Genomic DNA, 24,170 nt, shown 5'->3' on the forward strand with positions numbered 1-24,170 from the left:
CTCCGGGCCCGTTTCTTAAGAAACCTTTTGGCCGATCACTCTTGGTAGCTTCTACGAGGCCAGGCGCCACCGGCCGGCCCGTGCCACCAGCAACGTCAGGGCCTGCGGCATGAGGCCGGAGTGGTTGGCCGGGGTGAGGCGGATCGGGCCGGAGATGCCGTCGGTCTGCGAAGTCTCGAGGATGGCGCGGATCTGCTCGCGGTTGCCACCCACCCGGGCGACCGCGGCGCCGATCAGGTCGGCCGCGTCGGCCGCGAACGAGGCCACCCCGGAGTAGCTGCCGTACCGGGAGATGTAGTCGCGGAACCACTGCTTGCGCGAGGCTTTCGCCGGTGTCGTCGCGATCACGTCGTCGATCGCCAGGATCTGGGTGAACACCATCGTGGCGTTGTTCGTGGCCGCGGCCGCCGCGCTCGGGATGAACATGTCGCTCGCGGCCGCCGCGTCGAAGTACACGTGGCCCTTGAAGCCCGCGGACCTGGCGCTCTCGGCGGCGAGCGCGGCCTGATCGGGGCCGGTCAGCACGAGCAGCGCGCCGGGCTCGGTGTCGGTGATCGTGCCGACCGCCTGGGAGATGTCGGTGGCGGTGGGCTTCACGTCGTGGGAGGACAGCAACGCGATCTTGGCCTTGCTGAGCTCGGCGGCCACGGCCTTCTGGGCGCCGTTGCCGTAGTAGTCGTCCGAGAAGATGATCCCGACGTTCTTCACCTTGACCCGGCGCAGCTCGGCGACCATCGCGGCGGCGCTGTCGGCCGAGTTGGGGCCGAGCTTGAAGACGAACTGCCGGTCGGCGATCGGCTGGGTGACCTCGTCGGAGGCAGCCAGGGCGATCGTCGGCAGCTTCTTGTCGTTGATCGTCTTGACCGCGTCCACCACGCACTTGTCGCACGAGCCGGTCACCACCGCGGCGACCGACGGGTCGTTCGCGAACGTGCTGATGTTGCGGATCGACGTGGTCGAGTCGGATTTGTTGTCCTGGGTGCGCAGGACCAGCTTCTTCTTGCCCAGCCGGCCGGAGGCGTTCAGTTGCTCGATCCGCAGTTGCAGCGCGCGGCCGTAAGCGATGTCCACAGTGGACGAGTTGTCGAGGTCGGCGCCGATCACGATGGTGCCGCCGCCACCGCCCGAGGCCTCGTCGTCCGATGTGCAGCCGGCCAGCCCGGCAACCAGAAGCGTCGAGGCCACGACGGATGCCGTGGCGAGGCGGGGGAGCCTCACTGCGGTGCCTCCTCGAGGGGCGAAACGCGGAACACGGGCGGTAACGGTGACCGTCCACGGGCGCGCCGATACGGACAACATGTCCGTCTGATCGCGCCAAACCTTGCCAACGTGAAGGCGGCTGGTCAAGCTGGCCGCGATCGGTACCGCGGGACGGCCGTCTCACATATTGGTTGGAATCTTGACGGTGTTCCGTAACCGGAAAACTACATTCGGTAATCGGTGGGACATTCGTGCACGTCAACGCGCTGATGGTGTCGAATGTGGAACCGAAAGGGTAGTTACTGATCGGACAACAAGTTTGTTTCCGGGCACACTCAGACTTCCCAAAGGGCAACAGTCTCTGATGAAATCGCCGGGCCGCAGCCTCTGGCGGGCGAAAGATACGGGGATGACCACGGAGGAGAAGTCGTGAGCACCGGATCTTCGACCCAGGTGACGCGCCGTGGTGTCTTCCCGCGGCTGCGGGACGCGAGGATTCGGGCAAAACTGGCCCTCATTCTCTTCGTCCCGCTAGCCGCCGTGATCGTGCTCGCGACCGCCCGTCTGGTCGACGTGAGTCAGCAGGCCACCGCGGCCGGCCAGGTCGAGAAGCTCACCCAGCTCGGTACCGACGTCTCCACACTCACTCAGCTACTGCACAACGAACGGATGCAGGCTGCCGCGTTCCTCGCCGTGCCGAACGGCAAGCCGGACGCCTTCAATGCCGCCGTCAAGAAGACCGACGGGCAGATCGAGACGTACCAGGCTCATCGCCAGGCGCTCGAGGACCCGCCGGCCGCCGTGCAGGGCCGCCTCGTCGAGATCGACGACGACCTCAACACGCTGGACGCCACCCGCAACCAGGTGAGCAAGCGGGACAGTCTCGGCGTGGCCGAGACGATGTCCCGCTACAGCGTCGTCCTCGGCGACCTGCTCGGCTACGGCGACGCCGTCAGCCAGTACGCGGGCGACGACAAGGTCGGCGACAGCCTGCGGGCCACCAGCGCGTTCGCCAAGGCCAAGGCCGGCGCCGCCGAGCTCGAGTCCATCTCGTACTCGGCGCTGGTCTCCAACGACCTCAGCACCGAGCAGCGGTCCTCGTTCATCGCGGCGCAGACCAGCCAGCAGGAGGGCCTGCTCACCTTCGCCTCGTTCGCCACGCCCGCGCAGCAGTCCCTCGTGGACAACGTGGTCACGGGCGACGCGGTCAACCTTGCCGACCAGGTCTCGATCCAGCTCGGCCGTGGCGTGACCGTCGCGCCCGCCGAGGTCATCAACACCTTCGGCGCCGTCGTCGACCTGATGCGCTGGGCCGAGCAGGAGCTCGAGGCCCAGAACGTCAAGCTCGCCGGCGACGAGCAGAACTCGGTCGTACGCCAGGCCGCGCTCGAGGCCACGCTCGTGCTGCTCGTGCTCGTGGTCGCGGTCGCCCTCGCGGTGATCCTGGCCCGCTCGCTCAACCTCTCGCTGCGCCGCCTCCGGGAGGGCGCGCTCGCGGTGGCCAACCGCGACCTGCCCGATGCCGTGGCGCGGCTGCGCGACGCCCGGACGCTCGGCGAGAGCGGCGCCGACGAGATCGTCGGCCAGCTGCGCGACCCGATCCGGCTCACCAACAAGGACGAGATCGGCCAGGTCGCCCAGGCGTTCAACGTGGTGCACCGGGAGGCGGTCCGCATCGCCGCCGAGCAGGCCGCGCTGCGGACCAGCGTCTCGGCGATGTTCCTCAACCTGGCCCGCCGCTCGCAGTCCCTGGTCGACCGGATGATCGGCGAGCTGGACAGCATCGAGCGCACCGAGGAGGACCCGAAGCGTCTCGCCCGGCTCTTCGAGCTCGACCACCTCGCCACCCGGATGCGCCGCAACGACGAGAACCTGCTGGTGCTGGCCGGCGCCGACTCCAGCGCCCCGCGCCGCGAGGACGCGCTGCTGGTCGACGCGCTGCGGGCCAGCCAGTCCGAGGTCGAGCTCTACAACCGGATCGAGTTCGGCACGGTCGACACCGACGTCGCGATCGCGGCGCTGGCCGTCAACGACGTCGTCCGGCTGGTCGCCGAGCTGCTCGACAACGCGACCCGGTTCTCCCCGCCCACCACGACCGTGGTCGCCGACGCCCGCCGCATCCGCGACTATGTGGTGATCCAGGTGGAGGACCGCGGCCTGGGCATGTCCGAGCAGCAGATGGACCAGCTCAACCGCCGGCTCTCCGAGACGCCCGATGTGGACGTGGCCGCGTTCCGGCTGATGGGTCTGGCCGTGGTCAGCCGGCTCGCCAGCCGGTACGGGATCCGGGTCGAGCTGCGCGCCAACATCGAGGGCGGCACCGTCGCCCAGGTGATCCTGCCGAACAGCATCGTGATCCTCCCGCACCGCGGCGGCGGCGCTCTGCCCGGTCCGGGGTACACGCCGGAGCTCGGCGCGGCGCCGGGCGGCTGGGATTCCGGGTCCGCGACGCGAGCGGCGACCGCTACGCTGCCGGCCCTCTCCTCGCCCGATTCCTGGCAGGATCAGCCGTCGCATCCGCAGCTGCCGGCCTTCCCCTCGCAGCGGCCGGCCGCGACGCCGACGCCCAACCGGCCGCCGCTGCCCACCCGGGTCACCAAGCCGGTCAGTGCCTCGATGAACGGCTTCACGCCGACCCCGATGGCGCCAACCCCGGCGCCGGCCCAGCCGGACTCGGGCAGCTGGGGCGCCGCCCTCGCCGCCATGCCGCCGGTGCCCGCGCCGCCGCAGGCCGCTCCGACCGAGGAGCGCACCGAGGCGCCGATCTTCGTGCAGATGCAGCAGAGCTGGTTCCGGAACCACGACACGGCGGCGACCGAGGAGTGGGGGATGCCGACCGCCGGGTACGCCCCGCCGCCGAACTCGGGAGCCGGGAAGCAGACTCAGACGCAAGCTCAGACGCAAACTCAGACTCAGGCTCCGGCTCAGGCGCCGGAACCCGCTCCCGCTCGAGAAGCGGCGCCGCCACCGCCGCCACCACCCCCGCCCGCCCCCGCTCCGGAGGCGACCGGGCACAATGGATCATCGGTTCCGCGGCCACGCTCGGCCGCGGAGGACCGGTGGAAGACGGCGGCCGACGACGGATGGAAGCGAGCGATGGCGGCGTCGGAACCGGTCGACGCCGGCACCACTCGGTCCGGGCTGCCCAAGCGTGTACCGCAGGCACAGCTCGTGCCCGGCGGTGTGCAGGCCGGACCGCGCAACCAGAACCGTCGCAGCCCCGACGAGGTCCGTGGACTCCTGTCCGCGTACCACCGCGGTGTGCAACGAGGGCGCACGGACGGCACTGCCGAGGCCGCCGCCTTCCAGGCTAAGGAGAACGACCAGTGACCAGGCCCCCCACCATGCAGGACATGGGCTGGCTGCTCAACAACTTCGCCAACAGCGTCGCCGGGATCGCGCATGTGGTGGCGGTGTCGGCGGACGGACTGCTGCTGGCCTCGTCCCGCGACCTGCCGACCGATCGGGCCGACCAGCTCGCCGCGATCTCCTCCGGCGTGGTCAGCCTCACCGAGGGCGCGTCGCGGATGTTCAACGCCGGCGCCGTCCAGCAGACGATCATCGAGATGGACAGCGGTTACCTCTTCCTCATGTCGGTCAGCGACGGCTCGTCGATGGCCGTGCTCGCCGCACGCAGCTGCGACGTCGGTCAGGTCGGCTACGAGATGGCCTTGCTGGTCGAACGGGTGGGCGCCTCGCTCACGCCCGCGCCGCGTGAGGCCGTGAGCCATTAGCCGGCGTACGACCGAGAGGGGGTGATCGTGTCATGGGGCAGCCGCAGGACCCTCGGGGCAACCTGGTGCGCCCGTACGCGGTCACCCGCGGACGGACCGAGCCACGCCGTGACATTCCGATCGAGGCGGTCCTGGTAGCCAGCCAGGCCGCCGTGCAAGAGGCCCGGTTCGCCGGGCATGACAAGTACCGCATCGCCATGCTTTGCGAGACGAAGGCGCAGTCCCTGGCCGAGCTCTCGGCCCTCACCCGGCTGCCGCTGGGTGTGGCCCGGGTGCTGGTCGCGGACATGGTCGCCGACGGACTGCTGTCGTTGCACAGCGCCGCTCCCAAGAAGGGCTTCACGGAGCGGATGGATCTGCTGGAAAGGGTGTTGAGTGGACTTCGCAAGCTCTGAGCGGGCGGGGGCGCAACCCAAGGAGATCACCTCCGCGAAGATCGTCATTGCGGGCGGCTTCGGCGTCGGCAAGACGACGCTCGTCGGCGCGGTCTCCGAGATCGAGCCACTGACCACCGAGGCGTTGATGACCTCGGCCGGTCAGGGTGTCGACGACGCGTCCAAGGTGCCCGGCAAGGAGACCACCACGGTGGCGATGGACTTCGGCCGTATCACCATGGCCGACGACCTCATCCTCTACCTCTTCGGCACCCCCGGGCAGACCCGTTTCTGGTTCATGTGGGACGAGCTCATCCGGGGCGCCGTGGGCGCCGCTGTGCTGGTCGACACGCGGCGGATCGCTGACGCGTTCGCGCCGCTGGACTACTTCGAGAACCGGCATCTGCCGTACATCGTGGCCCTCAACTGCTTCGACGGCGCGCCGCGCTACGAGCCGGACGAGGTACGCGAGGCGCTGGCCATCCCGCCGCACGTGCCACTGGTCATGTGCGACGCCCGGCACCGGGACTCGGTGAAGCAGGTGCTCGTGCAGGTCGTCGAGCACGCGATGGCCACCCTGGTGGCCGAGCAGAGCGGTGGCTACCCGGCGGTCGTCGGCTGAGGCACCCGCCTCAGTTCGGCAGCCGGTAGCCGCGTTTCACGACGGTTTGGACCACTCCGGGCGCGCTCAGGCCCGCCCGGAGCCGGGCTACCGCCATTTCAACCGCGTGCTCGTCGGCGCCGCGGGGGAGGGCGTGCAGCAGAGCCGCGCGGGAGAGCACCCGGCCCGGCGCGGCCGCCAGCGCGCGCAGCACGGCCATCGGGGCCGGGGCGAGCGGCCGCAGGTCGCCGTCGACGATGGCGGCGTGCCCCCGGAGGGTCAGCTTGTGGCCGGCCACCTCGACCGTGACCGCCCTTTTCGGCAGTTCCTCCACGATCGTGCGGACCAGGGCGCTGAGCCGCGCCCGGGGCGGTGACACGATCGGCACGTGCAGCCGGCGCAGCGGGGCTGCGGTCACCGGGCCCACGCAGGCCACCAGCACGTCGGTGCGTAGCGCCTCCAGCAGACTCTCCCCGGCCGGCTCGCCGGCGCGCAGCACGGCGTTGACGGCCGCGGCCGAGGTGAACGTGACGGCGTCGACCAGGCGACCGGTGATCAGATCGACCAGGCGGTCAAGCGGCGCCGGATCGGTCGGCTGCGCCCAGCGGTAGACCGGCACCTCGATCACCCGGGCCCCGGCGGCCTCGAGGGCCTCGGTGTACTCGGGCTGGCTCTCGCCGTGCAGCTGCAGCGCGACGCTGAGGCCGGCGACGCCCCGGGCCCGGAGGTGGTCGACGACCTCCTCGTAGCTCTCGCCCTCGGGGGACCACTGGTCGTGCAGGCCGGCCCCGCGGATCGCGGCGCGGGCCTTCGGACCCCGGCCGATGAGGTACGCCCGGGCCAGCACGGCCCGCAGCGGGTCGGCCAGGCCCCAGCCCTCGGCGGCCTCCAGCCAGCCGCGCAGGCCGATGCCGGTGCTGACCAGGACGACGTCGGGCGGGGCGTCGAGGCAGGCCCGGGTGACGGCGCGCAGCTCGGCGTCGTCGGCGATCGGCACGATGCGCAGGGCCGGGGCCAGGACCACCCGGGCGCCGCGGCTCTCCAGCAGGCCCGCGAGCTCGTCCCGCCGGCGGTCGGCGGTCACGCCGACCGTGTAGCCGGACAACGACGCGGTCGGCTCGGCCAGGGCGGCCGCAGTGATCACCGTCCGGCGAGACCCCCCACCCCGGTCCGTCATCCTGCTTTGTCTTCGAGAAGTCGCGGCGTGGCCGGCCGGTCCACCGAAGGGCACGCTCGGAGCCCGCCGTCCTCAGCGTCGACCCGCTCCCATGTCACGCCTGCGTTCTCCGCCGTACCTCCGTCCGGCGCACACCGCGACTTCTCCTCGCCGAACCGGTGAACCGGTCCGGCGGTCACCGTCAGGTCCGTCCTCAACCCTGACGGTGGCCTATCAATAGTGCGCCGTCCCGGCACGCGGAGGCTATGCCCTGCCCGCGTCCTCGAGGGGTGCGCACCATTGGCCATGTCCGAAGCCTGCCGGTGGGGGATTTCGACGTGGCGTCCCGTTTGTTTCCAGCCTGCTAAGAGCTATCGACCTGTGACCTTGGCCGCACCCCGCCCGGGGCTGGCGGCCCATCCGGATCCCGGGGTCGGGTGCGTCGGAGCGCGGAGTATGCTTGCTGGGCATATTGTTGGGGGTCCGGTCGGGCCTCCTCGTTTTGACCACGCGCCGCGCGGCCGGGTATTGTTGTCTGCTGTTGTGTGGCAGACGTTCGCGCCTGAGACACTTTCCGTGTTCGGCGCGACCAGCGCGCGACCCCAGACCGACGACAAGACAAGGTAATTCTGTGCGTACGTACAGCCCGAAGCCGGGTGAGATCGAGCGTCAGTGGCACATTATCGACGCTTCTGACGTCGTCCTGGGCCGCCTGGCAACCCACACGGCCAACCTTCTGCGTGGCAAGCACAAGCCGACCTTCGCGCCGCATGTCGACACCGGCGACTTCGTGGTGATCATCAACGCGGGCAAGGTGGCTCTCACCGGCAACAAGCGGCAGACCAAGGTCGCCTACCGCCACTCGGGCTACCCGGGCGGCCTCAAGCAGATCGGCTACGAGGAGCTGCTGAGCAAGCGCCCCGAGAAGGCGATCGAGCTGGCCGTCAAGGGCATGCTCCCGCACAACAAGCTCGCGCGGCAGATCATCAAGAAGCTGAAGGTCTACCCGGGCGCTGAGCACCCGCACGCCGCTCAGCAGCCGCAGCCGTTCGAAATCACCCAGATCGCGCAGTGAGCGCGGGAGAAGGCAGCAGCATGTCCGACATCATCGAGCCCGAGGTCGTCGAGACCGTCGAGGAGCCCGCTGAGACGGTCGTCGTGGTCGAGACGCCCGCGCCGGCCCCGGTCCGCGCCCCGCGTCCCGGTGACCGTCCGATCCAGACCGTCGGCCGCCGCAAGGAGGCCATCGTCCGGGTGCGTCTCATTCCCGGCACCGGCAAGATCACCTGCAACGGTCGCGACCTCGAGGCCTACTTCCCGAGCAAGGTGCACCAGCAGTTGATCCGGGAGCCGCTGGCCACCGCCGAGAAGCCCGAGCAGTTCGACGTCATCGCGAACCTGCGGGGCGGCGGCATCACCGGCCAGGCCGGTGCGCTGCGCCTCGGCATCGCCCGCGCGCTGATCACGAACGACCCGGACGACCGTCCCGCTCTCAAGAAGGCCGGCTTCCTGACCCGGGACTCCCGGGTCAAGGAGAGCAAGAAGTACGGCCTCAAGAAGGCCCGTAAGGCTCCGCAGTACTCGAAGCGCTGATCGCTTGAAAGGCGGCCGGGTTCGCCCCTCCACACTGGGGGCGGGCCCGGCCGTCTTGCTTTCCACTGAAAGGACTGCCCATGGGGCGACTGTTCGGTACCGACGGCGTGCGCGGGCTCGCCAACGGCGACCTGACCCCGGAACTGGCCCTGTCCGTCGCGGTCGCGGCGGCTCGAGTACTCGTCGAGAGCGACAGCAGCCACCAGCCGATGGCGATCGTCGGGCGTGATCCGCGGGCCAGCGGCGAGATGCTCGAGGCGGCGGTCGTCGCGGGGCTGACCAGCGCGGGCGCCAACGTCGTACGGGTTGGGGTGCTGCCAACACCCGCCGTCGCCTACCTGGTCGCGCAGACCAACGCCGACCTCGGCGTGATGCTCTCCGCCTCGCACAACCCGATGCCGGACAACGGGATCAAGCTGTTCGCGGCCGGCGGCACGAAGCTGCCGGACGAGCTCGAGGCGCGGATCGAGCAGGCGATCGAGGATGGGCACGGGCTGATCGGTCGGCCCACCGGCGGCGGAATCGGGCGGGTGCACGACCTGCTGGACGGCGCCGAGCACTACATCAAGCACCTGGTCGGGTCGATTCCGCACTCCCTGACCGGGCTCAAGGTCGTGGTGGACTGCGCGAACGGGGCGGCCAGCGAGGTCGGGCCCACCGCGTACGAGGAGGCGGGCGCCGAGGTCATCGCGATCCACGCCGAGCCGGACGGCCTCAACATCAACGAGGACTGCGGGTCGACGCACATGGACAAGGTGCGCGACCGGGTCCTCGCCGAGGGCGCCGACCTGGGCATCGCGCACGACGGCGACGCGGACCGCTGTCTCGCCGTCACCGCATCGGGTGACATCGTCGACGGCGACCAGATCATGGCGATCCTGGCGCTGGCCATGCGCGACGCCGGCACGCTCACCGAGGACACGCTGGTGGCCACGGTGATGAGCAACCTCGGCCTGCGGATCGCCATGAAGCAGTCCGGCATCCGGCTGATCGAGGCGAAGGTCGGCGACCGGTACGTGCTCGAGGAGCTGAACGCCGGGGGTCTGGCGCTGGGCGGGGAGCAGAGCGGGCACATAGTGATGCCGGCCTTCGCGACCACCGGCGACGGGGTGCTGACCGGTTTGCATCTGATGTCGCAGCTTGCGGCTTCTGGCAAGTCGCTGGCCGACCTGGCGTCGGTCGTGCACAAGCTGCCGCAGGTGCTGATCAACGTGCGGGTGGGTGACCGTGCGGCCGGTGCCGCGGCGCCGGCCGTCCGCGCGGCGGTCGCCGTGGCCGAGGAGGAGCTGGGGGAGACCGGGCGGGTGCTGCTGCGTCCGTCGGGCACCGAGCCTCTCGTACGCGTCATGGTCGAGGCCGGGACCGAGGAGCAGGCGCGTGACGTCGCTTCGCGGATCGCGGCCGAGGTCAAGGCGGCCAGCCCGGCCGTGTAGCCGTTACGGGCGGCCCAGCTTCGTGAGGCGCTGGGCCGCTTCGTTGATCACTTCCTCGCGCTTGCAGAACGCGAAGCGGATCAGGTGGCGGCCCGCTTCCTGATGGTCGTAGAAGACCTGGGTGGGCACCGCCACCACGCCGCACCGGCCGGGCAGCTCGCGGCAGAAGTCGGCGCCGTCCTTGCCGCTCAGCGGAGTGATGTCGGCGGTGACGAAGTAGGTGCCCTCGGACCGCAGCACGTCGAAGCCCGCCTCGGTGAGGCCGGCGACCAGGCGGTCGCGGCGGGCCTGCAGTCCGGCCCGGAATTCGGTGAAGTAGCCGTCGGGCAGGCCCAGGGCGACGGCGACGGCCGGTTGCAGCGGGCCCGCGTTGACAAAGGTCAGGAACTGCTTGACCCGGGCGACCGTGGAGACCAGAGCGGCGGGACCGGTCGCCCAGCCGACCTTCCAACCGGTGCAGGAGAAGGTCTTGCCGGCGGAGGAGATCCGCAGGGTGCGCTCGTCCATGCCGGGCAGGGTGGCGAGCGGGGTGTGCCGCTCGGCCGCGTCGCTGAAGACCAGGTGCTCGTAGACCTCGTCGGTCACGGCGTACACGTCGTGCTCCTGGCAGAGCTCGGCGATCAGGCTGAGCTCGGCGCGGGTGAAGACCTTGCCGGTCGGGTTGTGCGGCGAGTTGAGCAGCACCATGCGGGTGCGCGGCCCGAAGGCCGCCCGCAGCTCGCCCTCGTCGAACCGGTAGCCGTCCTTCTCCGGGCGTAGGGTCACGGGCCGTCGTACGGCGCCGGCCAGGGTGATCGAGGCCGCGTACGAGTCGTAGTACGGCTCGAAGCACACGACCTCGTCACCGGGCTCGCAGAGGCCGAGGATCGCGGCGGCGACCGCCTCGGTGGCGCCCGCGGTGACCACGACCTCGCCGTCGGGGTCGCGGTCGAGGCCCCAGAAGCGGCGGTCGTGGTCGGTGATCGCGGTGCGCAGGGCGGGGATGCCGTAGAGCGGGGGGTACTGGTTGGCGGGGCCGCTCCGGGCGACCGCGTCGAGCATCTCCTGGGGGCCGTCGGTGTCGGGGAAGCCCTGGCCGAGGTTGATCGAGCCGGTGCGCACGGCCAGCGCCGACATCTCGGTGAAGATCGTGGTGCCGAACGCCCGCATGCGCTCGACCAGCGGGTCGCTCGTCACTGGTGCCCTCTGTCTTTCAGTCAATGGCCAGGTGGGTGCAGGAGACCATCGCGAAGTTGGACTCGTCGGAGGAGTTCGAGGCCACCTCGTCGCCGTCCACGAGCGCGCGGCAGTCGACGGTGCCCTGGTCGGTGCCGGCCCGGACGGCGACGACCTCGAGCAGGGCCGGGGTCGACACCTCGGTGGTGACCTTCCAGGGCAGCTTCACGTCGGTGAGCCGGACGGGGGCGGCGCCCACCTTGTCGAAGTAGACGATCGTGACCGGGCCGTCGCCGGAGACCTCGTAGGTGACCGAGACCGTGTGCCCATTGCTGTCGGTCGGCAGGTTGGTGGGCAGGCCGGGCAGCTGGGGCTCGTCGGTGGGAAGGTCGGTGATCGGGGCGGCCGCCTCCTTGGCCTTGTCGGCGACGCTGCGGGCGACCAGGACGCCGGCCGTGGCGACGCCGCCGCAGAGCAGCAGCGTGACCGCGAGGATCACGGCGATCAGCGGGGCGTTGCTCTTGCGCGGCGGCGGTGGCGGCGGGGCGTAGCCCGGCGGGTATCCCGGCGCTGACGCGGGCGCGTATCCGGCGGCGGAGCCGGGCGGGTAACCCGGCGGGTATCCCGGCGCTGACGCGGGCGCGTATCCCGGCGCTGCGCCCGGCGCGTTTGCCGCGTAGCCGGCTGGGGGATAGCCGCCCTGGCCGTAGTCGGGGGTGTAGCCGGGCGGTGCGTAGTTCACCGGCGGGAACTGGGATGTCGGCGGGTAGTCCAGTTCTGGCTCGGGCTCGGGGATCGCGGCATAGCCCGGCGCATAGGCGGCCGGCGACGGCGGCCGATAAGGCTGGGGCGTGCTGGAGAGCGCGTCCCCGGAGGGGTGTGACCAGGGCTGTCCCGAGATCGGAGCGGTGCCGTCGGCCGCGGACGTGCCGTCCGGGGCGGACGGCGGCGGGGATGCCGGGTCCGGCTGCGAGTGGTCGGGCTGGTTGGTCAAGCGGCTCTCCCGGTACGGACGCGGCCCTTCGGCGCGCAAGCTGACGGTACGCCAACGACGCCACCGGCGGGCGCCGGGCATCCTCCCTTCAGTCACCAACCGACCACACTTTTGAGCAACTCGGCTGCTCGAAAGTGTGCCTCTTGAGCATGACGCATGAGCGATCGTCGGTTACGCTGCCCCGCATGTGTGGCATCGTGGGTTACGTCGGCAGTCGGCCGGCGCTCAGCATCGTTCTCGACGGCCTCCGCCGGCTCGAATACCGCGGGTACGACTCCGCGGGCGTCGCCGTCGTCGACAACGACACCGTCCTGACCGAGAAGAAGGCCGGCAAGCTGGCCAACCTGGAGAAGTCCCTCGCCGACCGGACCGGCGACGGCATCGCCACCGGCAGCACGGCGATCGGGCACACCCGGTGGGCCACGCACGGCGGCCCGACCGACCGCAACGCCCACCCGCACCTGTCCGCCGACGGCCGGGTCGCCGTCATCCACAACGGCATCATCGAGAACTTCGCCCGCCTGCGCCGCGAGCTCGAGGCGACCGGCGTCGAGTTCGCCAGCGACACCGACACCGAGTGCGCGGCCCACCTGCTCGCCGCCGAGGTGCGCGCGCTGCGCGAGTCGGGCGCGCTCTCCGGTCCGCAGCTGCTCGCCGAGGCGATGCGCCGTACGGTCCGCCGGCTCGAGGGCGCCTTCACGCTGCTCGCCGTCGACGTCGAGGTGCCCGACGCGGTGGTCGCCGCCCGGCGCAACTCGCCGCTGGTGGTCGGCCGCGGCCAGGGGGAGAACTTCCTGGCCAGCGACGTCTCCGCGTTCATCGAGCACACCCGCGACGCGATCGAGCTGGGCCAGGACCAGGTCGTGCTGATCACCCCGGCCGGCATCGAGATCACCGGCTTCGACGGCACGCCCGCCGAGGGGCACGAGTTCCACATCGACTGGGACGCGTCGGCCGCCGAGAAGGGAGGCTACGACTACTTCATGCTCAAGGAGATCGCCGAGCAGCCGCAGGCGATCGCCGACACCCTGCTCGGCCGCCTCTCCGACCGCGGCGACATCATGCTGGACGAGGTCCGCCTCACCGACCAGGACCTCCGCGACATCGACAAGATCTTCATCATCGCCTGCGGCACGTCGTTCCACGCGGGCATGGTGGCCAAGTACGCCATCGAGCACTGGGTACGCATCCCCTGCGAGGTCGAGCTGGCCAGCGAGTTCCGCTATCGCGACCCGATCCTCGACCGCTCCACGCTGGTGATCGCGATCAGCCAGAGCGGCGAGACGATGGACACGCTCATGGCCCTGCGTCACGCCAAGGAGCAGAAGGCGCGGGTGCTCGCCATCTCCAACACGAACGGCTCGACGATCCCGCGCGAGTCCGACGCGGTGCTCTACACCCACGGCGGGCCCGAAATCGCGGTGGCATCGACCAAGGCGTTCCTCACCCAGCTGGTCGCCTGCTATCTGATCGGCCTGCATCTGGCCCAGATCCGCGGCGTCATGTACGCCGACGAGGTCGCGGCCGTGGTCGAGAAGCTGCAGAGCACCCCCGACAGCCTGACCGAGCTGCTCGGGCAGATGGAGGAGGTGCGGGCGCTGGCCCGCGACCTGAAGTCGGCGTCCCAGGTGCTGTTCATCGGCCGGCACGTCGGCTACCCGGTGGCGCTGGAGGGCGCGCTCAAGCTGAAGGAGCTCGCCTACATGCACGCCGAGGGGTTCGCGGCGGGCGAGCTCAAGCACGGCCCGATCTCGCTCATCGACGAGGGCACGCCGGTCGTCTGCGTGGTGCCCTCCCCGGCCGGCCGCGGCGTCATGCGGGACAAGGTCGTCTCCAACATCCAGGAGGTCCGCGCCCGCGGCGCCCGCACCATCGTGATCGCCGAGGAGGGCGACGAGGGCGTCCGCGCCTTCGCCGACCACCTGATCCCGGTGCCGCACACGCCCACCCTGCTGGCCCCGCTGATGACCACGGTCCCGCTGCAGATCCTCGCCTGCGAGATCGCCGCGGCCCGCGGCCTCGACGTCGACCAGCCCCGCAACCTCGCCAAATCCGTCACCGTCGAGTGACCTGACCCGCCCCGGCCGTGCCTCGCCGGTGGCCCGCCAACGCCCGGTGGCCCGCCAATGTGCGGGGGTCCGGCATTGCGCGGCCGCCCGCCAATGCCTGGCAGGCGGGCGGCCGGTGTCTGGCAGGCGGCCGATCCCCGGCGGGCGGCGTCCGGCCCGCCAGGGCGACCGGCTGCGGCGGTGCGGCGCCGTCATCGGGCGGTACCCAGGGTGATCGCGGCGAGAGTGTCGAGGGACGGGCTGCCGCGGTCCCAGTAGCCGAGGTGGCCGGCGTCGGGGCTGCTCGGGAACGTGTGGGCGCCGAACGCCGGGTCGCTCGGGTTGTGGCCGAACCACAGATCGTTCTCCGGTGTGCCGAAGGCGATCAGCGGGCCCGCGCCCGGCACCACACCGGCCACGACCAGGTCGCGGGCGAAGGCGCCGGGGGCGGGCGTCGCGTACTGGATGATGTCGTTCCTGGATGTGGTCGACCAGACCCGGTCGGGCGGGACGGCCAGGTCACGGGCCGAGTCGACCCCGACGCCCGGGGAACCGACGAAGACCACGCTGTCGGCGGTCAGACCGCTTCCCGCGGCGGCCTTGCCGACCACCAGCGACCCGTAGCTGTGGCCGATCACGGTCTGCCGCGCGGGCGTGCCCTCCGCGGTGGCCCTGAGCCCGTCCTGGAAGCGCCGGAGGCCGGGCGCGCCGGCCTCGGCCCGCCGGGAGCCGGCCGCTTCGTCGACGAAGTCGGGGGCGTCGTAGTCGAGCCAGAGCACCGCGCTGGTGTCGGCGGCCGGCGACAGCTCGGTCGCGCGGACGGCCACCCGCTCGGCCCGGCCAAGCTCGCCGCCGAAGGACGCCAGCTCGGCCGTCATGCCCGGCACGTGGGTGACCACGTTGTCGGCGCGGTCGGGATCGCCGAGCGCCATCACCACGCGGCCCTCCTCGCGCAGGTCGAGGCGAAGCAAGTAAGCGCGCGAACCGGCGTCGTCGTCCAGCCGGTCGGTGAGCCGGTCGAGCCCGTCCCGCAGCCCCAGCAAACGTCGCCGCTCGTCAGAGGTGGCCGTCGCGAGAGCCCGGTCGATCTCGGCCCGCCGGTCGTCGAGCAGCAGGCGGTTGGCCGCGTCGCGGTCGGCGGCGGGGATGCCGTCGAGCGGGGCGAGCCAGGCCGGCTCGGTGGCCAGCAGCCATTGGCGCTCGCCCGGGGCGAGCGCGTCCCACCAGCGCCGCACCGCCGCCGGTGACGCGGTGCAGCCGGGCCGCTCCGGGCCGGGTGGAGCGGCCCGGGCAAGGGCGGCAACCCCGATCCGCTCGAGCCGGTCGGCCGCCGTGTCGTCGGCTCGCGCTGCAATCGCGACGGCAGCGTGCAGGTCGCGGGCGACCTCGGCGATCCCGCCTGGAGTCGTGCCCGCAGCCGCCCGGTGATGGTCTGCGCCGGCGCCCGGCACGGCGCTGACTCTGACATTTCCCTCGTCGTCGATGGTCAGGCCGTGGCGATGGGCGGCGGACAGCGCGCGGGCCAGCAGTTGCTTGGCGCGGTCGAGGGCGGCCGCGAACTCGCTCGCCGCCTGGTCGGCCTGCCAGCACAGCACGCGGAACAGCACGAGGACGCGCCGCAGGGCGGTCACTCGGGACAGGGCCGCGGTGGCCGCCGCGCCGGACCAGGCCGCGCCGAGCCGTCGGAGATCGGTGGTGAGCTGGTCAGCCAGCCGGCCGGCCAGGGCGGCCCAGCGCCGCCAGGCCCGCGCGACCGCGCGCCAGCGGCCCGGGTCGGCGACCCGCAGCCGGGCGTAGACGGCGGCGGTCATCGGCTCATCCGCAGGTGGGCATAGATGGCGGCGGTCATCGGCTCATCCGCAGGTGGGCGTAGATGGCGGCGGTCATCGGCTGGTCCGCGGGTGGGCGTGGATGGCGGCGGTCATCGGCTGGTCCGCAGGCGGGGCGTGGACGGCGGCGGTCATCGGCTCATCCGCAGGCGGGCGGCGGCACGGGCGTCCGCCTCCTGGTACGCCGCGGCGGCCGCGCCGACCCGCCGGGCCGTATCGGCGGTGTCGAGGCCGAGGAACTGGAGCTGCTGCCGGGCGGCCTCGGCCGCCAGCGCCGCCGCGTCGGCCGTGCGCCAGCGGGGGACGCGCTCGGCGGAGGGCATCGACGTCGTCGCCGCGGTCGTCTCGGCGGCCGTGGTGGACAGGGCGGAGGCGGCGCGACGTAGTTCTTCGGTGTCGACCTCGATATCGGGATTCATCGGCAACCTCCAAGCGGGGAACGGATGCGCCGACGTTAGGGGGAGGGACCGACAATTCGCGGTCCCTGTGGACAACCGCGGCGGCGCGTACGCCCTGGTTGTCCACAGGCCTTGCGCCGCGTCCCGGCGTGCGTTACGCAGCAGCGCGACCCACCGGCTACCGATAAGGTTGGGGCCGTGATCGTGGCTGTCGGCATCGATGTTGTCCTGGTGGACCGCTTCGCCCGCGCCCTCGACCGGACCCCTCTGCTCAGCCATCGGCTCTTCACCGAGGGCGAGCGGGTGTCCGGCTCCGGCAATCCGCGCTCGCCCGAGTCGCTCGCCGCCCGGTTCGCGGCGAAGGAGGCCGTGGCGAAGGCGCTGGGCGCGCCGGCCGGCCTGCTCTGGCACGACTGTGAGATCGTCGCCGACCCCGACGGCCGCCCCTGGTTGACCGTCTCCGGTACGGTCGCCGCGGCCGCGGCCGAGCGGGGCATCGCCCGATGGCACCTATCGCTCTCGCACGACGGCGGTATCGCCTCGGCGATGGTCGTCGCGGAGTCCTGATCAGGGTCCCGGCCAGCGCCGACGCGAAACTGTCGTACCCGGGGCCTACAAACGACGGCACCACCGAGACGGCTTTTGGAGGGCGGATGCGGCAGGCATGGCGGGTCGCCGATGTGCGGGCGGCCGAGAAAGCGCTGATGGCCACGCTGCCGGAGGGCACGCTCATGCAGCGGGCCGCGGCCGGACTGGCCCGGCGCTGCGCGCTGCTGCTCGAGGACGGCGGCGTCTACGGCGCACAGGTGCTGCTGCTCGTCGGCAGCGGTGACAACGGCGGCGACACGCTCTATGCCGGCGCCGCCCTCGCCCGGCGCGGCGCCCAGGTGCGCGCGCTGCTGCTGCGGCCCGAGCGGGTCCACCTGGCGGGCCTGGCGGCGCTGCGTGCGGCGGGCGGCTTCACCGTGCGTGACCTGCCCGACCGGGCCGATCTGGTGCTCGATGGCATCGTGGGCATCGGCGCGAGCGGCGGCCTGCGCCGGCCGGCCGTCGGCCTCGTCGCCGAGCTGGGCGGCCTGCGCGGCCGGTCCGGCCGGCGGGCACCGGTGGTCGCGGTCGACGTGCCGAGCGGGGTCGCGGTCGACACCGGCGACGTGCCGGGCGAGGCGGTCACGGCCGATGTCACGGTCACCTTCGGCTGTCTCAAGCCGGCGCATGTGGTCGGTCCGGCCGCGGTGCGCTGCGGCCAGGTCGAGCTGGTCGACATCGGGCTCGGGCCGGTGCTGCGGGCCGACCCGGCCGTGCGCCTGCCCGACTCCGACGATATCGCGCAGTGGTGGCCGGCTCCGGGCCCGGTCTCCGACAAGTACTCCCGCGGCGTGGTGGGCATCGCCACCGGCTCGGCGAAATATCCGGGCGCGGCCCTGCTGTCGGTGAGCGGCGCGCTGGCCGGGCCGACCGGCATGGTGCGCTACGCCGGCAGTGCCCACCTCGAGGTGGTCCGGGCGCACCCGTCGGTGGTCGCGGTGAGCCGGATCAGCGAGGCCGGCCGGGTGCAGGCCTGGGTGTGCGGCTCCGGCCTCGGCACCGACGACAAGGCGCGTACGACCCTGCGCAGCGTGCTGGCCACGTCGGTGCCGGTGGTGCTCGACGCCGACGCGCTCACCCTGCTGGTGGACGGCAAGCACGCCGACGACCTGCGACGGGACGCGCCACTGGTGATCACCCCGCACGACGGCGAGTTCAAGCGGCTGGCGGGCGAGATGCCGGGCGCCGACCGGGTCGGCGCCGCGTGCCGGCTGGCCGCCTGGATCAACGGGGTGGTGCTGCTCAAGGGCGATCGCACGATCGTGGCGACCCCGGCCGGCGAGGTCTGGGTCAACCCGACCGGTAGCTCGGCGCTGGCCACCGCGGGCAGCGGCGACGTGCTCGCCGGACTGCTCGGCTCGCTGCTGGCCGGGGGCCTCGCCCCCGAGCGGGCCGCCGTCGCCGCGGCGTACGCACACGGCCTCGCGGGCCGGTGGGCCGCCACGGATGGCCCGGTGACCTCGCCCGATGTGGCCGCCGCGCTGCGCCCGGCGCTCGCTTCACTGCTGTCCGGCGAGATGCCGGCGTAACGGAAACCGTCGTACCGATCAGTAGGCTGGGAATCATGTGGCAGGCCGAGGTCCGGATCGATCTGGACGCCATCCGGGACAACGTGGCGCTGATGCGCGCCGGTACCACCGCCGAGGTCATGGCGGTGGTGAAGGGCGACGGCTACGGCCACGGCATGCTGCCGTGCGCCCGGGCCGCGCTGGCCGGCGGGGCGACCTGGCTCGGCGTCGCGACCCTCGAGGAAGGGCTCGGCCTGCGCCGGGCCGGCTTCGAGGTGCCGGTGCTCGCCTGGCTGCACTCGCCCGGCATGCCGCTGCACGAGGGTGTGGCGGCCGGCATCGACCTGTCCGCGAGCACGGAGCGGCTGGTCGACGAGCTGGTCACGGGCGCCCGCCGGGCCGAGCGACAGGCGCGCGTACACCTGAAGCTCGACACCGGTCTCTCCCGCGGCGGCGCCACCGCCGACGAGTGGCCGTCGGTGCTGGAGGCCGCGGCCAAGGCGCAGGCCGACGGTGACATCGACGTGGTCGGCGTCTGGAGCCACTTCATCAGCTCGGACGTGCCCGGCGACGAGACGATCGACCACCAGCTGGCCGCGTTCGCCGACGGGCTGGCGGTGGCCGAGCGGTTCGGCATCACCCCGCGCTACCGGCACATCGCGAACTCGGCGGCCACGCTGACCCGCCCCGACGCGCACTACGACCTGGTCCGGCCGGGCATCGCCGTCTACGGCCTGTCGCCGGTCGCGGGCCAGACGTTCGGCCTGCGGCCCGCGATGACCGCGCACGCCCGGGTGGCACAGACCAAGCGGGTTCCGGCGGGGCAGGGTGTCTCCTACGGCCACACGTACCACACCGAGCGCGAGACGACCCTCGCGCTGGTGCCGCTCGGGTACGCCGACGGCGTGCCGCGCGCCGCCTCGAACGCCGGCCCGGTGCAGCTCGGTGGCAAGCGCCGCACGGTGGCCGGCCGGGTCTGCATGGACCAGATCGTGGTCGACGTCGGCGACGACGACGTGTCGGCCGGCGACGTGGCGACGCTGTTCGGGCCGGGCGACGACGGCGGCCCGACCGCCGACGACTGGGCCGCGGTGGCCGGCACGATCAACTACGAGATCGTCACCCGCTTCGGCAGCGCCCGGGTGCCCCGGCACTACGACGGCACGGCCGGGACGCCGGCGTGAGCCCCAAGATCCCGCGGAAGCGGGCCAAGCAGGTCGGCATCGCCGGCGCCGCCATCGGCGTGGTGGCGGCGGGGCTGGCGACCGCGTTCGCCGTCGAGCGCACGCTGGTACGCCGCTCGGTCAACGCGCCCGGCGACCCGTACGCCGACGAGGCGTTCGGCGACCAGCCGTTCGACGCCGAGCTCACCGTCACCGCCGCCGACGGCACCCACCTGTACGTCGAGATCGTCGAGCCGAAGGTGCCCACCACCAAGCCGACGATCGTCTTCGTGCACGGCTTCGCGCTCGACATGGGCACGTTCTACTTCCAGCGCAAGATGTTCAGCGAGCGCGGCGACCACCGGCTGGTCTTCTACGACCAGCCCGGCCACGGCCGGTCCAGCAAGCTGAAATCCGGCAACTACGACATCGCGGGCCTCGGCGAGTCGCTCGGCGCGGTGCTGAACGCGACCGTGCCGGACGGCCACATCATCCTGGTCGGCCACTCGATGGGCGGCATGACCATCATGTCGTTCGCCGAGAAGTACCCGGAATGGTTCGGCAACCGGGTGACCGGCGTGGTGCTGGTCTCCACCTCGGCCCGGCTCATCGACCGGGCCAAACTGGCGCTGCCGTCGCTGGTGGCGCGGGCCAGCGCGCCGTTCTTCCCGCTCTGGGGCACGGCCGCCCACCTCGGCGGCAACGTGATCGAGCGAGCCCGGTTCGCCTCCTCCGACCTGGCCTGGCTGCTGACCCGGCGGTACGGCTTCGGCGACGCCAAGCCGAGCCCGTCGTTGGTCTCCTTCGTGGAGGGGATGAACTCCAAGACCTCGGTCGAGACGCTGACCAGGTACCTGAACACGCTGTACAGCCACAACCGCTACCCGGCACTGGCGGCGCTGCGCGGCGTGCCGGTGCTGGTCGTCGTCGGCGACCGGGACTACCTGACCCCGGTCAGCCACTCCGAGGAGATCATCAAACGCCTGCCGGACGCCCGGCTCGTCACGATCGAGAACAGCGGGCACGTGGTGATGCTGGAGAAGGCGGCCGAGGTCAACGCCGCGATCCTGCCCTTCGTGGAGAAGATCTCGTGAGGACGGCCGACATGAAGCTCGCCACGGTCGAGGACACGCGGGCCCTCGGGCGGCGGCTCGCCGGTCTGCTGCGCGCCGGCGACCTTGTGCTGCTCACCGGCCCGCTCGGGGCCGGCAAGACCGCGCTCGCGCAGGGAATCGGCGCCGGCCTCGGCGTCGAGGGCGCGATCACCTCACCGACCTTCGTGATCGCCCGCGTGCACCGGGGCCCGGTCCCGCTCGTGCACGCCGACGCGTACCGTCTCGGCGACCGGCCCGACCCGCGCGCCGAGATCGACGACCTCGACCTGGACGCCTCGGCCGAGGACGCGGTCACCGTCGTCGAGTGGGGCGCGGGCCTGGTCGAGCAGCTGAACGACGAGTATTTGCAGGTCCGCATCGACCGGCTGGACGACGACACCCGGGTGGTGGAACTGGTGCCGCACGGCGGCGACTGGGCCGCCCGCATCCGACGACTGGAGACCCTGTGAACCTGCCTGACCTGCTACCGGCCGAGTGGCGGGACGAGCTGGCCCCCTTCCTGGACGAGAAGGCCACCGCGAGCCTCGGCGCGTTCGTCGCGGCCGAGTACGCGGCGCACACCATCTATCCCCCGATCGAGGACCTGTTCGCGGCGTACCGTCTCTGCCCGCCGGCCGAGACGCGGGTGCTGATTCTCGGGCAGGACCCGTACCACGGTCCCGGCCAGGCACACGGCCTGAGCTTCAGCGTGCGCGACGGGGTGCGGATCCCGCCGTCGCTGCGCAACATCTTCAAGGAGCTCGCCGAGGACGTCGGCGTCGCGCCGCCGGCCTCCGGCGACCTCACCGGCTGGGCCCGGCAGGGCGTGCTGTTGCTCAACGCGGTCCTCACCGTCCGGGCCGGCGCCGCCGCGTCGCACGCCGGCAAGGGCTGGGAGGCGTTCACCGACGCCACGATCCGCGCGCTCGACGCGCGCGACGAGCGGGTCGTGTTCCTGCTCTGGGGTGGCTACGCCCGCAAGAAGGCCGCCCTGATCACCAACCCGGCGCACATCGTGCTCGAGGCCGGCCACCCGAGCCCGCTCAACCGGGAGGGCTTCCGCGGGGTCCGCCCGTTCAGCGCGGCCAACAAGGCCCTGGCCGACGGCGGCCGCCCGCTGGTCGACTGGGATCCGCGTTAGGGTCGGCAGGTGCTCGTACTAGCCCTGGACACCGCCACCCCCGCGTCGACGGCCGCGCTGGTGGAGGTCACCGCCGACGGCCTGCGGGGGATCGCCGAGCGGCGCACCGTCGACCCCCGCGCGCACGGGGAGAAGCTCGCGCCCGAGATCGCCGCGACCCTGGCCGAGAGCGGCGTGCGCCCCGGCGACTTGGCCGCGATCGTCGCCGGCATCGGACCGGGCCCGTTCACCGGCCTGCGGGTCGGGCTGGCCACGGCCGTGAGCATGGGGCAGGCGCTGGACATCCCGACCTACGGCGTGTGCTCGCTCGACGCGCTGGGCCGGGCCGCCGGGCCGGGCCGCGTGCTGGTCGCCACCGACGCGCGCCGGCGCGAGGTCTACTACGCGACCTATATGGACGGTGTACGCGTCACCGACCCCGATGTGGCGAGGCCGGCCGACGTGGCGTCGACCGTGGAAAAGCCGGAGCGGGTCGTCGGCGAGGGCGGCCTCAAATACGGCGACGTCTTCGGCGTACCCGTGGAAGACCATCTCCTCTATCCACCCGGCGCCGCCCTCGTGGCCCTCGCGGCCGAGCGGATTCGCGCGGCCGCGCCGAGCGAACCGCTCACGCCTCTCTATCTGCGGCGCCCCGACGCCGTCGAGCCGACCGGCCGGAAATCCGTGCTGACCTGATGGAGATCGAACGTTTCCGCTGGTGGCACATCGCCGAGGTGCTGCCGATCGAGGAAGAGCTGTTCGGCGCCGAGAGATGGTCGTCGGCGATGTTCTGGAACGAGCTCGCTCAGCTCAACTTCTACATCGTCGCGACGGAAAGCGACGAGCTGCTCGGGTATGCGGGGCTGGCCGCGACCGGCGACGAGGCCTGGGTGCAGAACATCGCGGTGCGCCGGACGGCCCAGCGCCGTGGCGTCGGCCGGGCGCTGCTGGAGGCGCTGCTGGCCGAGGCCGAGCGGCGCGGCAAGAAGCAGACCCTGCTGGAGGTCGCGGTCGACAACGCGCCGGCCCAGCGGCTGTACGCGACGTACGACTTCGAACCGGTGGGAATCCGGCGCGGCTACTACCAACCCAGCAACACGGATGCCCTGGTGATGATGCGCAATGCCTGACGAGCCCCTGGTCCTCGGGATCGAGACCTCCTGCGACGAGACCGGCGTGGGCATCGTGCGCGGGCACACCCTGCTGGCCGACGCGCTCGCGTCCAGTGTGGACCAGCACGCCCGGTTCGGCGGCGTGGTGCCCGAGGTGGCCAGCCGCGCGCACCTCGAGGCGATCGTGCCGACCATGCGGCGCGCGCTCGACGAGGCCAAGGTCACCCTGGCCGACATCGACGCGATCGCGGTGACCAGCGGGCCCGGCCTGGCCGGAGCGTTGCTGGTGGGGGTGGCCGCGGCCAAGGGGTACGCGCTGGCGGCCGACAAGCCGATCTACGGCGTCAACCACCTCGCCGCGCACGTCGCCGTGGACACCTTGGAGCACGGCCCGCTGCCCGAGCCCGCGGTCGCGATGCTGGTCTCCGGTGGGCACTCGTCGCTGCTGCTGGTCGACGACCTGACCGCCGGCGTGACCCCGCTCGGCGCCACGATCGACGACGCGGCCGGCGAGGCGTTCGACAAGGTGGCGCGCCTGCTCGGGCTCGGTTTCCCGGGTGGGCCGGTGATCGACCGGCGGGCGCGCGAGGGCGATCCGGCCGCGATCGCGTTCCCGCGTGGACTGACCGCGCCGAAGGATCTCGCCGCGCACCGTTTCGACTTCTCCTTCTCGGGCCTCAAGACGGCGGTCGCCCGCTGGGTCGAGGCACGCGAGCGGGACGGCGAGCCGGTGCCGGTGGCCGACGTGTCGGCGAGCTTCCAGGAGGCGGTCTGCGACGTGCTCACCGCCAAGGCGATCCAGGCCTGCCTCGCCCACGGCGTGCGCACCCTGGTGATCGGCGGGGGCGTCGCCGCCAACTCCCGGTTGCGGGTGCTGGCCGGGCAAAGAGCCGAAAAGCACGGGATTTCCGTACGCGTGCCACGCCCTCAACTGTGCACGGACAACGGCGCGATGGTGGCCGCCCTCGGCTCGAGCCTGGTCGCGGCCGGCGTGGCGCCCTCGCGTCTCGATCTGCCCGCCGATTCCTCAATGGCATTGACCACGGTCAGCGTGGCGGGGTAGGAAGCCA

General features: G+C 72.1%; 23 protein-coding genes. 17 read left to right on the top strand and 6 right to left on the bottom strand.

The window, feature by feature from the left end:
* Positions 1–51 precede the first annotated feature (51 nt).
* Positions 52–1,218, bottom strand: a complete 1,167-nt coding sequence (locus A3CQ_RS0124680; protein ID WP_026206142.1) for an ABC transporter substrate-binding protein — start codon at positions 1,216–1,218, stop codon at positions 52–54.
* A 411-nt stretch (positions 1,219–1,629) separates the two neighbouring features.
* Between A3CQ_RS0124680 and A3CQ_RS0124685 the strand changes: the two genes are divergently transcribed.
* From A3CQ_RS0124685 to A3CQ_RS0124700, 4 genes are read left to right on the top strand one after another with little or no spacing between them, the layout of a single operon-like run.
* Positions 1,630–4,530 carry a sensor histidine kinase gene (locus A3CQ_RS0124685; protein ID WP_020513629.1) on the top strand — a complete coding sequence of 967 codons (2,901 nt, stop codon included), beginning with the start codon at positions 1,630–1,632 and terminating at the stop codon, positions 4,528–4,530.
* Entirely contained in the window at positions 4,527–4,934 is a 408-nt protein-coding gene (locus A3CQ_RS0124690; protein ID WP_063713601.1) for a roadblock/LC7 domain-containing protein, read from the top strand. Before A3CQ_RS0124685 ends, A3CQ_RS0124690 begins: the two co-directional genes overlap by 4 nt.
* Positions 4,935–4,966: 32 nt before the next feature.
* On the top strand, positions 4,967–5,329 hold the full coding sequence (locus tag A3CQ_RS0124695) for a DUF742 domain-containing protein (protein ID WP_020513631.1): 363 nt from the start codon (positions 4,967–4,969) through the stop codon (positions 5,327–5,329).
* A complete protein-coding gene (locus tag A3CQ_RS0124700) occupies positions 5,310–5,930 on the top strand; it encodes a GTP-binding protein (protein WP_020513632.1) in 621 nt (206 codons plus the stop codon). Before A3CQ_RS0124695 ends, A3CQ_RS0124700 begins: the two co-directional genes overlap by 20 nt.
* 10 nt (positions 5,931–5,940) lie before the next feature.
* On the opposite strand, the gene A3CQ_RS0124705 is transcribed toward A3CQ_RS0124700, so the two are convergent.
* Positions 5,941–7,053 carry a uroporphyrinogen-III synthase gene (locus tag A3CQ_RS0124705; RefSeq protein ID WP_020513633.1) on the bottom strand — a complete coding sequence of 371 codons (1,113 nt, stop codon included), beginning with the start codon at positions 7,051–7,053 and terminating at the stop codon, positions 5,941–5,943.
* Between the two features lie 643 nt (positions 7,054–7,696).
* Here A3CQ_RS0124705 and rplM point away from each other — a divergent pair.
* The 3 genes from rplM to glmM all read left to right on the top strand — a co-directional run bounded on the left by rplM (position 7,697) and on the right by glmM (position 10,091).
* Complete coding sequence (gene rplM, locus A3CQ_RS0124710; RefSeq protein WP_020513634.1) at positions 7,697–8,140, top strand: 50S ribosomal protein L13; 444 nt, start codon at positions 7,697–7,699, stop codon at positions 8,138–8,140.
* Positions 8,141–8,160: 20 nt separating this feature from the next.
* Complete coding sequence (gene rpsI / locus A3CQ_RS0124715) at positions 8,161–8,658, top strand: 30S ribosomal protein S9 (protein WP_020513635.1); 498 nt, start codon at positions 8,161–8,163, stop codon at positions 8,656–8,658.
* 80 nt (positions 8,659–8,738) lie between these two features.
* On the top strand, positions 8,739–10,091 hold the full coding sequence (glmM, locus tag A3CQ_RS0124720; protein ID WP_020513636.1) for a phosphoglucosamine mutase: 1,353 nt from the start codon (positions 8,739–8,741) through the stop codon (positions 10,089–10,091).
* A 3-nt stretch (positions 10,092–10,094) separates the two neighbouring features.
* Here glmM and A3CQ_RS0124725 read toward each other — a convergent pair whose 3' ends face one another.
* Positions 10,095–11,267, bottom strand: a complete 1,173-nt coding sequence (locus tag A3CQ_RS0124725) for a pyridoxal phosphate-dependent aminotransferase (RefSeq protein WP_020513637.1) — start codon at positions 11,265–11,267, stop codon at positions 10,095–10,097.
* A 16-nt stretch (positions 11,268–11,283) separates the two neighbouring features.
* A complete protein-coding gene (locus A3CQ_RS0124730) occupies positions 11,284–12,240 on the bottom strand; it encodes an MmpS family transport accessory protein (protein WP_020513638.1) in 957 nt (318 codons plus the stop codon).
* A gap of 185 nt (positions 12,241–12,425) precedes the next feature.
* On the opposite strand from A3CQ_RS0124730, the gene glmS reads away from it, so the two are divergent.
* Positions 12,426–14,309, top strand: a complete 1,884-nt coding sequence (gene glmS, locus A3CQ_RS0124735) for a glutamine--fructose-6-phosphate transaminase (isomerizing) (RefSeq protein WP_020513639.1) — start codon at positions 12,426–12,428, stop codon at positions 14,307–14,309.
* 191 nt (positions 14,310–14,500) lie between these two features.
* On the opposite strand, the gene A3CQ_RS0124740 is transcribed toward glmS, so the two are convergent.
* Together A3CQ_RS0124740 and A3CQ_RS60985 are read right to left on the bottom strand one after the other, a co-directional pair.
* Complete coding sequence (locus tag A3CQ_RS0124740; protein ID WP_020513640.1) at positions 14,501–16,099, bottom strand: alpha/beta hydrolase; 1,599 nt, start codon at positions 16,097–16,099, stop codon at positions 14,501–14,503.
* Positions 16,100–16,248: 149 nt separating this feature from the next.
* A complete protein-coding gene (locus tag A3CQ_RS60985) occupies positions 16,249–16,536 on the bottom strand; it encodes a type VII secretion target (RefSeq protein WP_020513641.1) in 288 nt (95 codons plus the stop codon).
* Positions 16,537–16,713: 177 nt separating this feature from the next.
* Between A3CQ_RS60985 and A3CQ_RS0124750 the strand changes: the two genes are divergently transcribed.
* The 9 genes from A3CQ_RS0124750 (at position 16,714) to tsaD (ending at position 24,163) form a co-directional block, all read left to right on the top strand.
* Positions 16,714–17,082: a holo-ACP synthase gene (locus A3CQ_RS0124750; RefSeq protein WP_020513642.1), complete on the top strand. Its 369-nt coding sequence runs from the start codon at positions 16,714–16,716 to the stop codon at positions 17,080–17,082.
* Positions 17,083–17,168: 86 nt separating this feature from the next.
* On the top strand, positions 17,169–18,632 hold the full coding sequence (locus A3CQ_RS0124755; protein WP_020513643.1) for a bifunctional ADP-dependent NAD(P)H-hydrate dehydratase/NAD(P)H-hydrate epimerase: 1,464 nt from the start codon (positions 17,169–17,171) through the stop codon (positions 18,630–18,632).
* A gap of 35 nt (positions 18,633–18,667) precedes the next feature.
* Positions 18,668–19,795, top strand: a complete 1,128-nt coding sequence (gene alr / locus A3CQ_RS0124760) for an alanine racemase (protein ID WP_020513644.1) — start codon at positions 18,668–18,670, stop codon at positions 19,793–19,795.
* Complete coding sequence (locus A3CQ_RS0124765; RefSeq protein WP_020513645.1) at positions 19,792–20,868, top strand: alpha/beta fold hydrolase; 1,077 nt, start codon at positions 19,792–19,794, stop codon at positions 20,866–20,868. The genes alr and A3CQ_RS0124765 overlap by 4 nt, the downstream gene beginning before the upstream one ends.
* Before the next feature lie 11 nt (positions 20,869–20,879).
* Positions 20,880–21,338, top strand: a complete 459-nt coding sequence (gene tsaE, locus A3CQ_RS0124770; protein WP_020513646.1) for a tRNA (adenosine(37)-N6)-threonylcarbamoyltransferase complex ATPase subunit type 1 TsaE — start codon at positions 20,880–20,882, stop codon at positions 21,336–21,338.
* A complete protein-coding gene (gene ung / locus A3CQ_RS0124775; protein ID WP_020513647.1) occupies positions 21,335–22,009 on the top strand; it encodes a uracil-DNA glycosylase in 675 nt (224 codons plus the stop codon). The genes tsaE and ung overlap by 4 nt, the downstream gene beginning before the upstream one ends.
* A gap of 9 nt (positions 22,010–22,018) precedes the next feature.
* Complete coding sequence (tsaB, locus tag A3CQ_RS0124780; protein ID WP_020513648.1) at positions 22,019–22,684, top strand: tRNA (adenosine(37)-N6)-threonylcarbamoyltransferase complex dimerization subunit type 1 TsaB; 666 nt, start codon at positions 22,019–22,021, stop codon at positions 22,682–22,684.
* A complete protein-coding gene (gene rimI / locus A3CQ_RS0124785; protein ID WP_020513649.1) occupies positions 22,684–23,118 on the top strand; it encodes a ribosomal protein S18-alanine N-acetyltransferase in 435 nt (144 codons plus the stop codon). The genes tsaB and rimI overlap by 1 nt, the downstream gene beginning before the upstream one ends.
* On the top strand, positions 23,111–24,163 hold the full coding sequence (gene tsaD, locus A3CQ_RS0124790) for a tRNA (adenosine(37)-N6)-threonylcarbamoyltransferase complex transferase subunit TsaD (RefSeq protein ID WP_020513650.1): 1,053 nt from the start codon (positions 23,111–23,113) through the stop codon (positions 24,161–24,163). Before rimI ends, tsaD begins: the two co-directional genes overlap by 8 nt.
* Positions 24,164–24,170 lie beyond the last annotated feature (7 nt).

Origin of the sequence: Paractinoplanes globisporus DSM 43857 (assembly GCF_000379645.1) — a bacterium.
GTDB lineage: Bacteria > Actinomycetota > Actinomycetes > Mycobacteriales > Micromonosporaceae > Actinoplanes > Actinoplanes globisporus.

Bases quoted from the DNA above. Each gene is read 5' to 3' on its own strand.
- A3CQ_RS0124740 (WP_020513640.1), bottom strand. From the start codon at position 16,099: ATGACCGCCGCCGTCTACGCCCGGCTGCGGGTCGCCGACCCGGGCCGC.
- alr (WP_020513644.1), top strand. From the start codon at position 18,668: ATGTGGCAGGCCGAGGTCCGGATCGATCTGGACGCCATCCGGGACAAC.
- A3CQ_RS0124695 (WP_020513631.1), top strand. From the start codon at position 4,967: ATGGGGCAGCCGCAGGACCCTCGGGGCAACCTGGTGCGCCCGTACGCG.
- tsaE (WP_020513646.1), top strand. From the start codon at position 20,880: ATGAAGCTCGCCACGGTCGAGGACACGCGGGCCCTCGGGCGGCGGCTC.
- rimI (WP_020513649.1), top strand. From the start codon at position 22,684: ATGGAGATCGAACGTTTCCGCTGGTGGCACATCGCCGAGGTGCTGCCG.
- A3CQ_RS0124755 (WP_020513643.1), top strand. From the start codon at position 17,169: ATGCGGCAGGCATGGCGGGTCGCCGATGTGCGGGCGGCCGAGAAAGCG.
- A3CQ_RS60985 (WP_020513641.1), bottom strand. From the start codon at position 16,536: ATGAATCCCGATATCGAGGTCGACACCGAAGAACTACGTCGCGCCGCC.
- tsaD (WP_020513650.1), top strand. From the start codon at position 23,111: ATGCCTGACGAGCCCCTGGTCCTCGGGATCGAGACCTCCTGCGACGAG.
- rpsI (WP_020513635.1), top strand. From the start codon at position 8,161: ATGTCCGACATCATCGAGCCCGAGGTCGTCGAGACCGTCGAGGAGCCC.
- glmM (WP_020513636.1), top strand. From the start codon at position 8,739: ATGGGGCGACTGTTCGGTACCGACGGCGTGCGCGGGCTCGCCAACGGC.
- glmS (WP_020513639.1), top strand. From the start codon at position 12,426: ATGTGTGGCATCGTGGGTTACGTCGGCAGTCGGCCGGCGCTCAGCATC.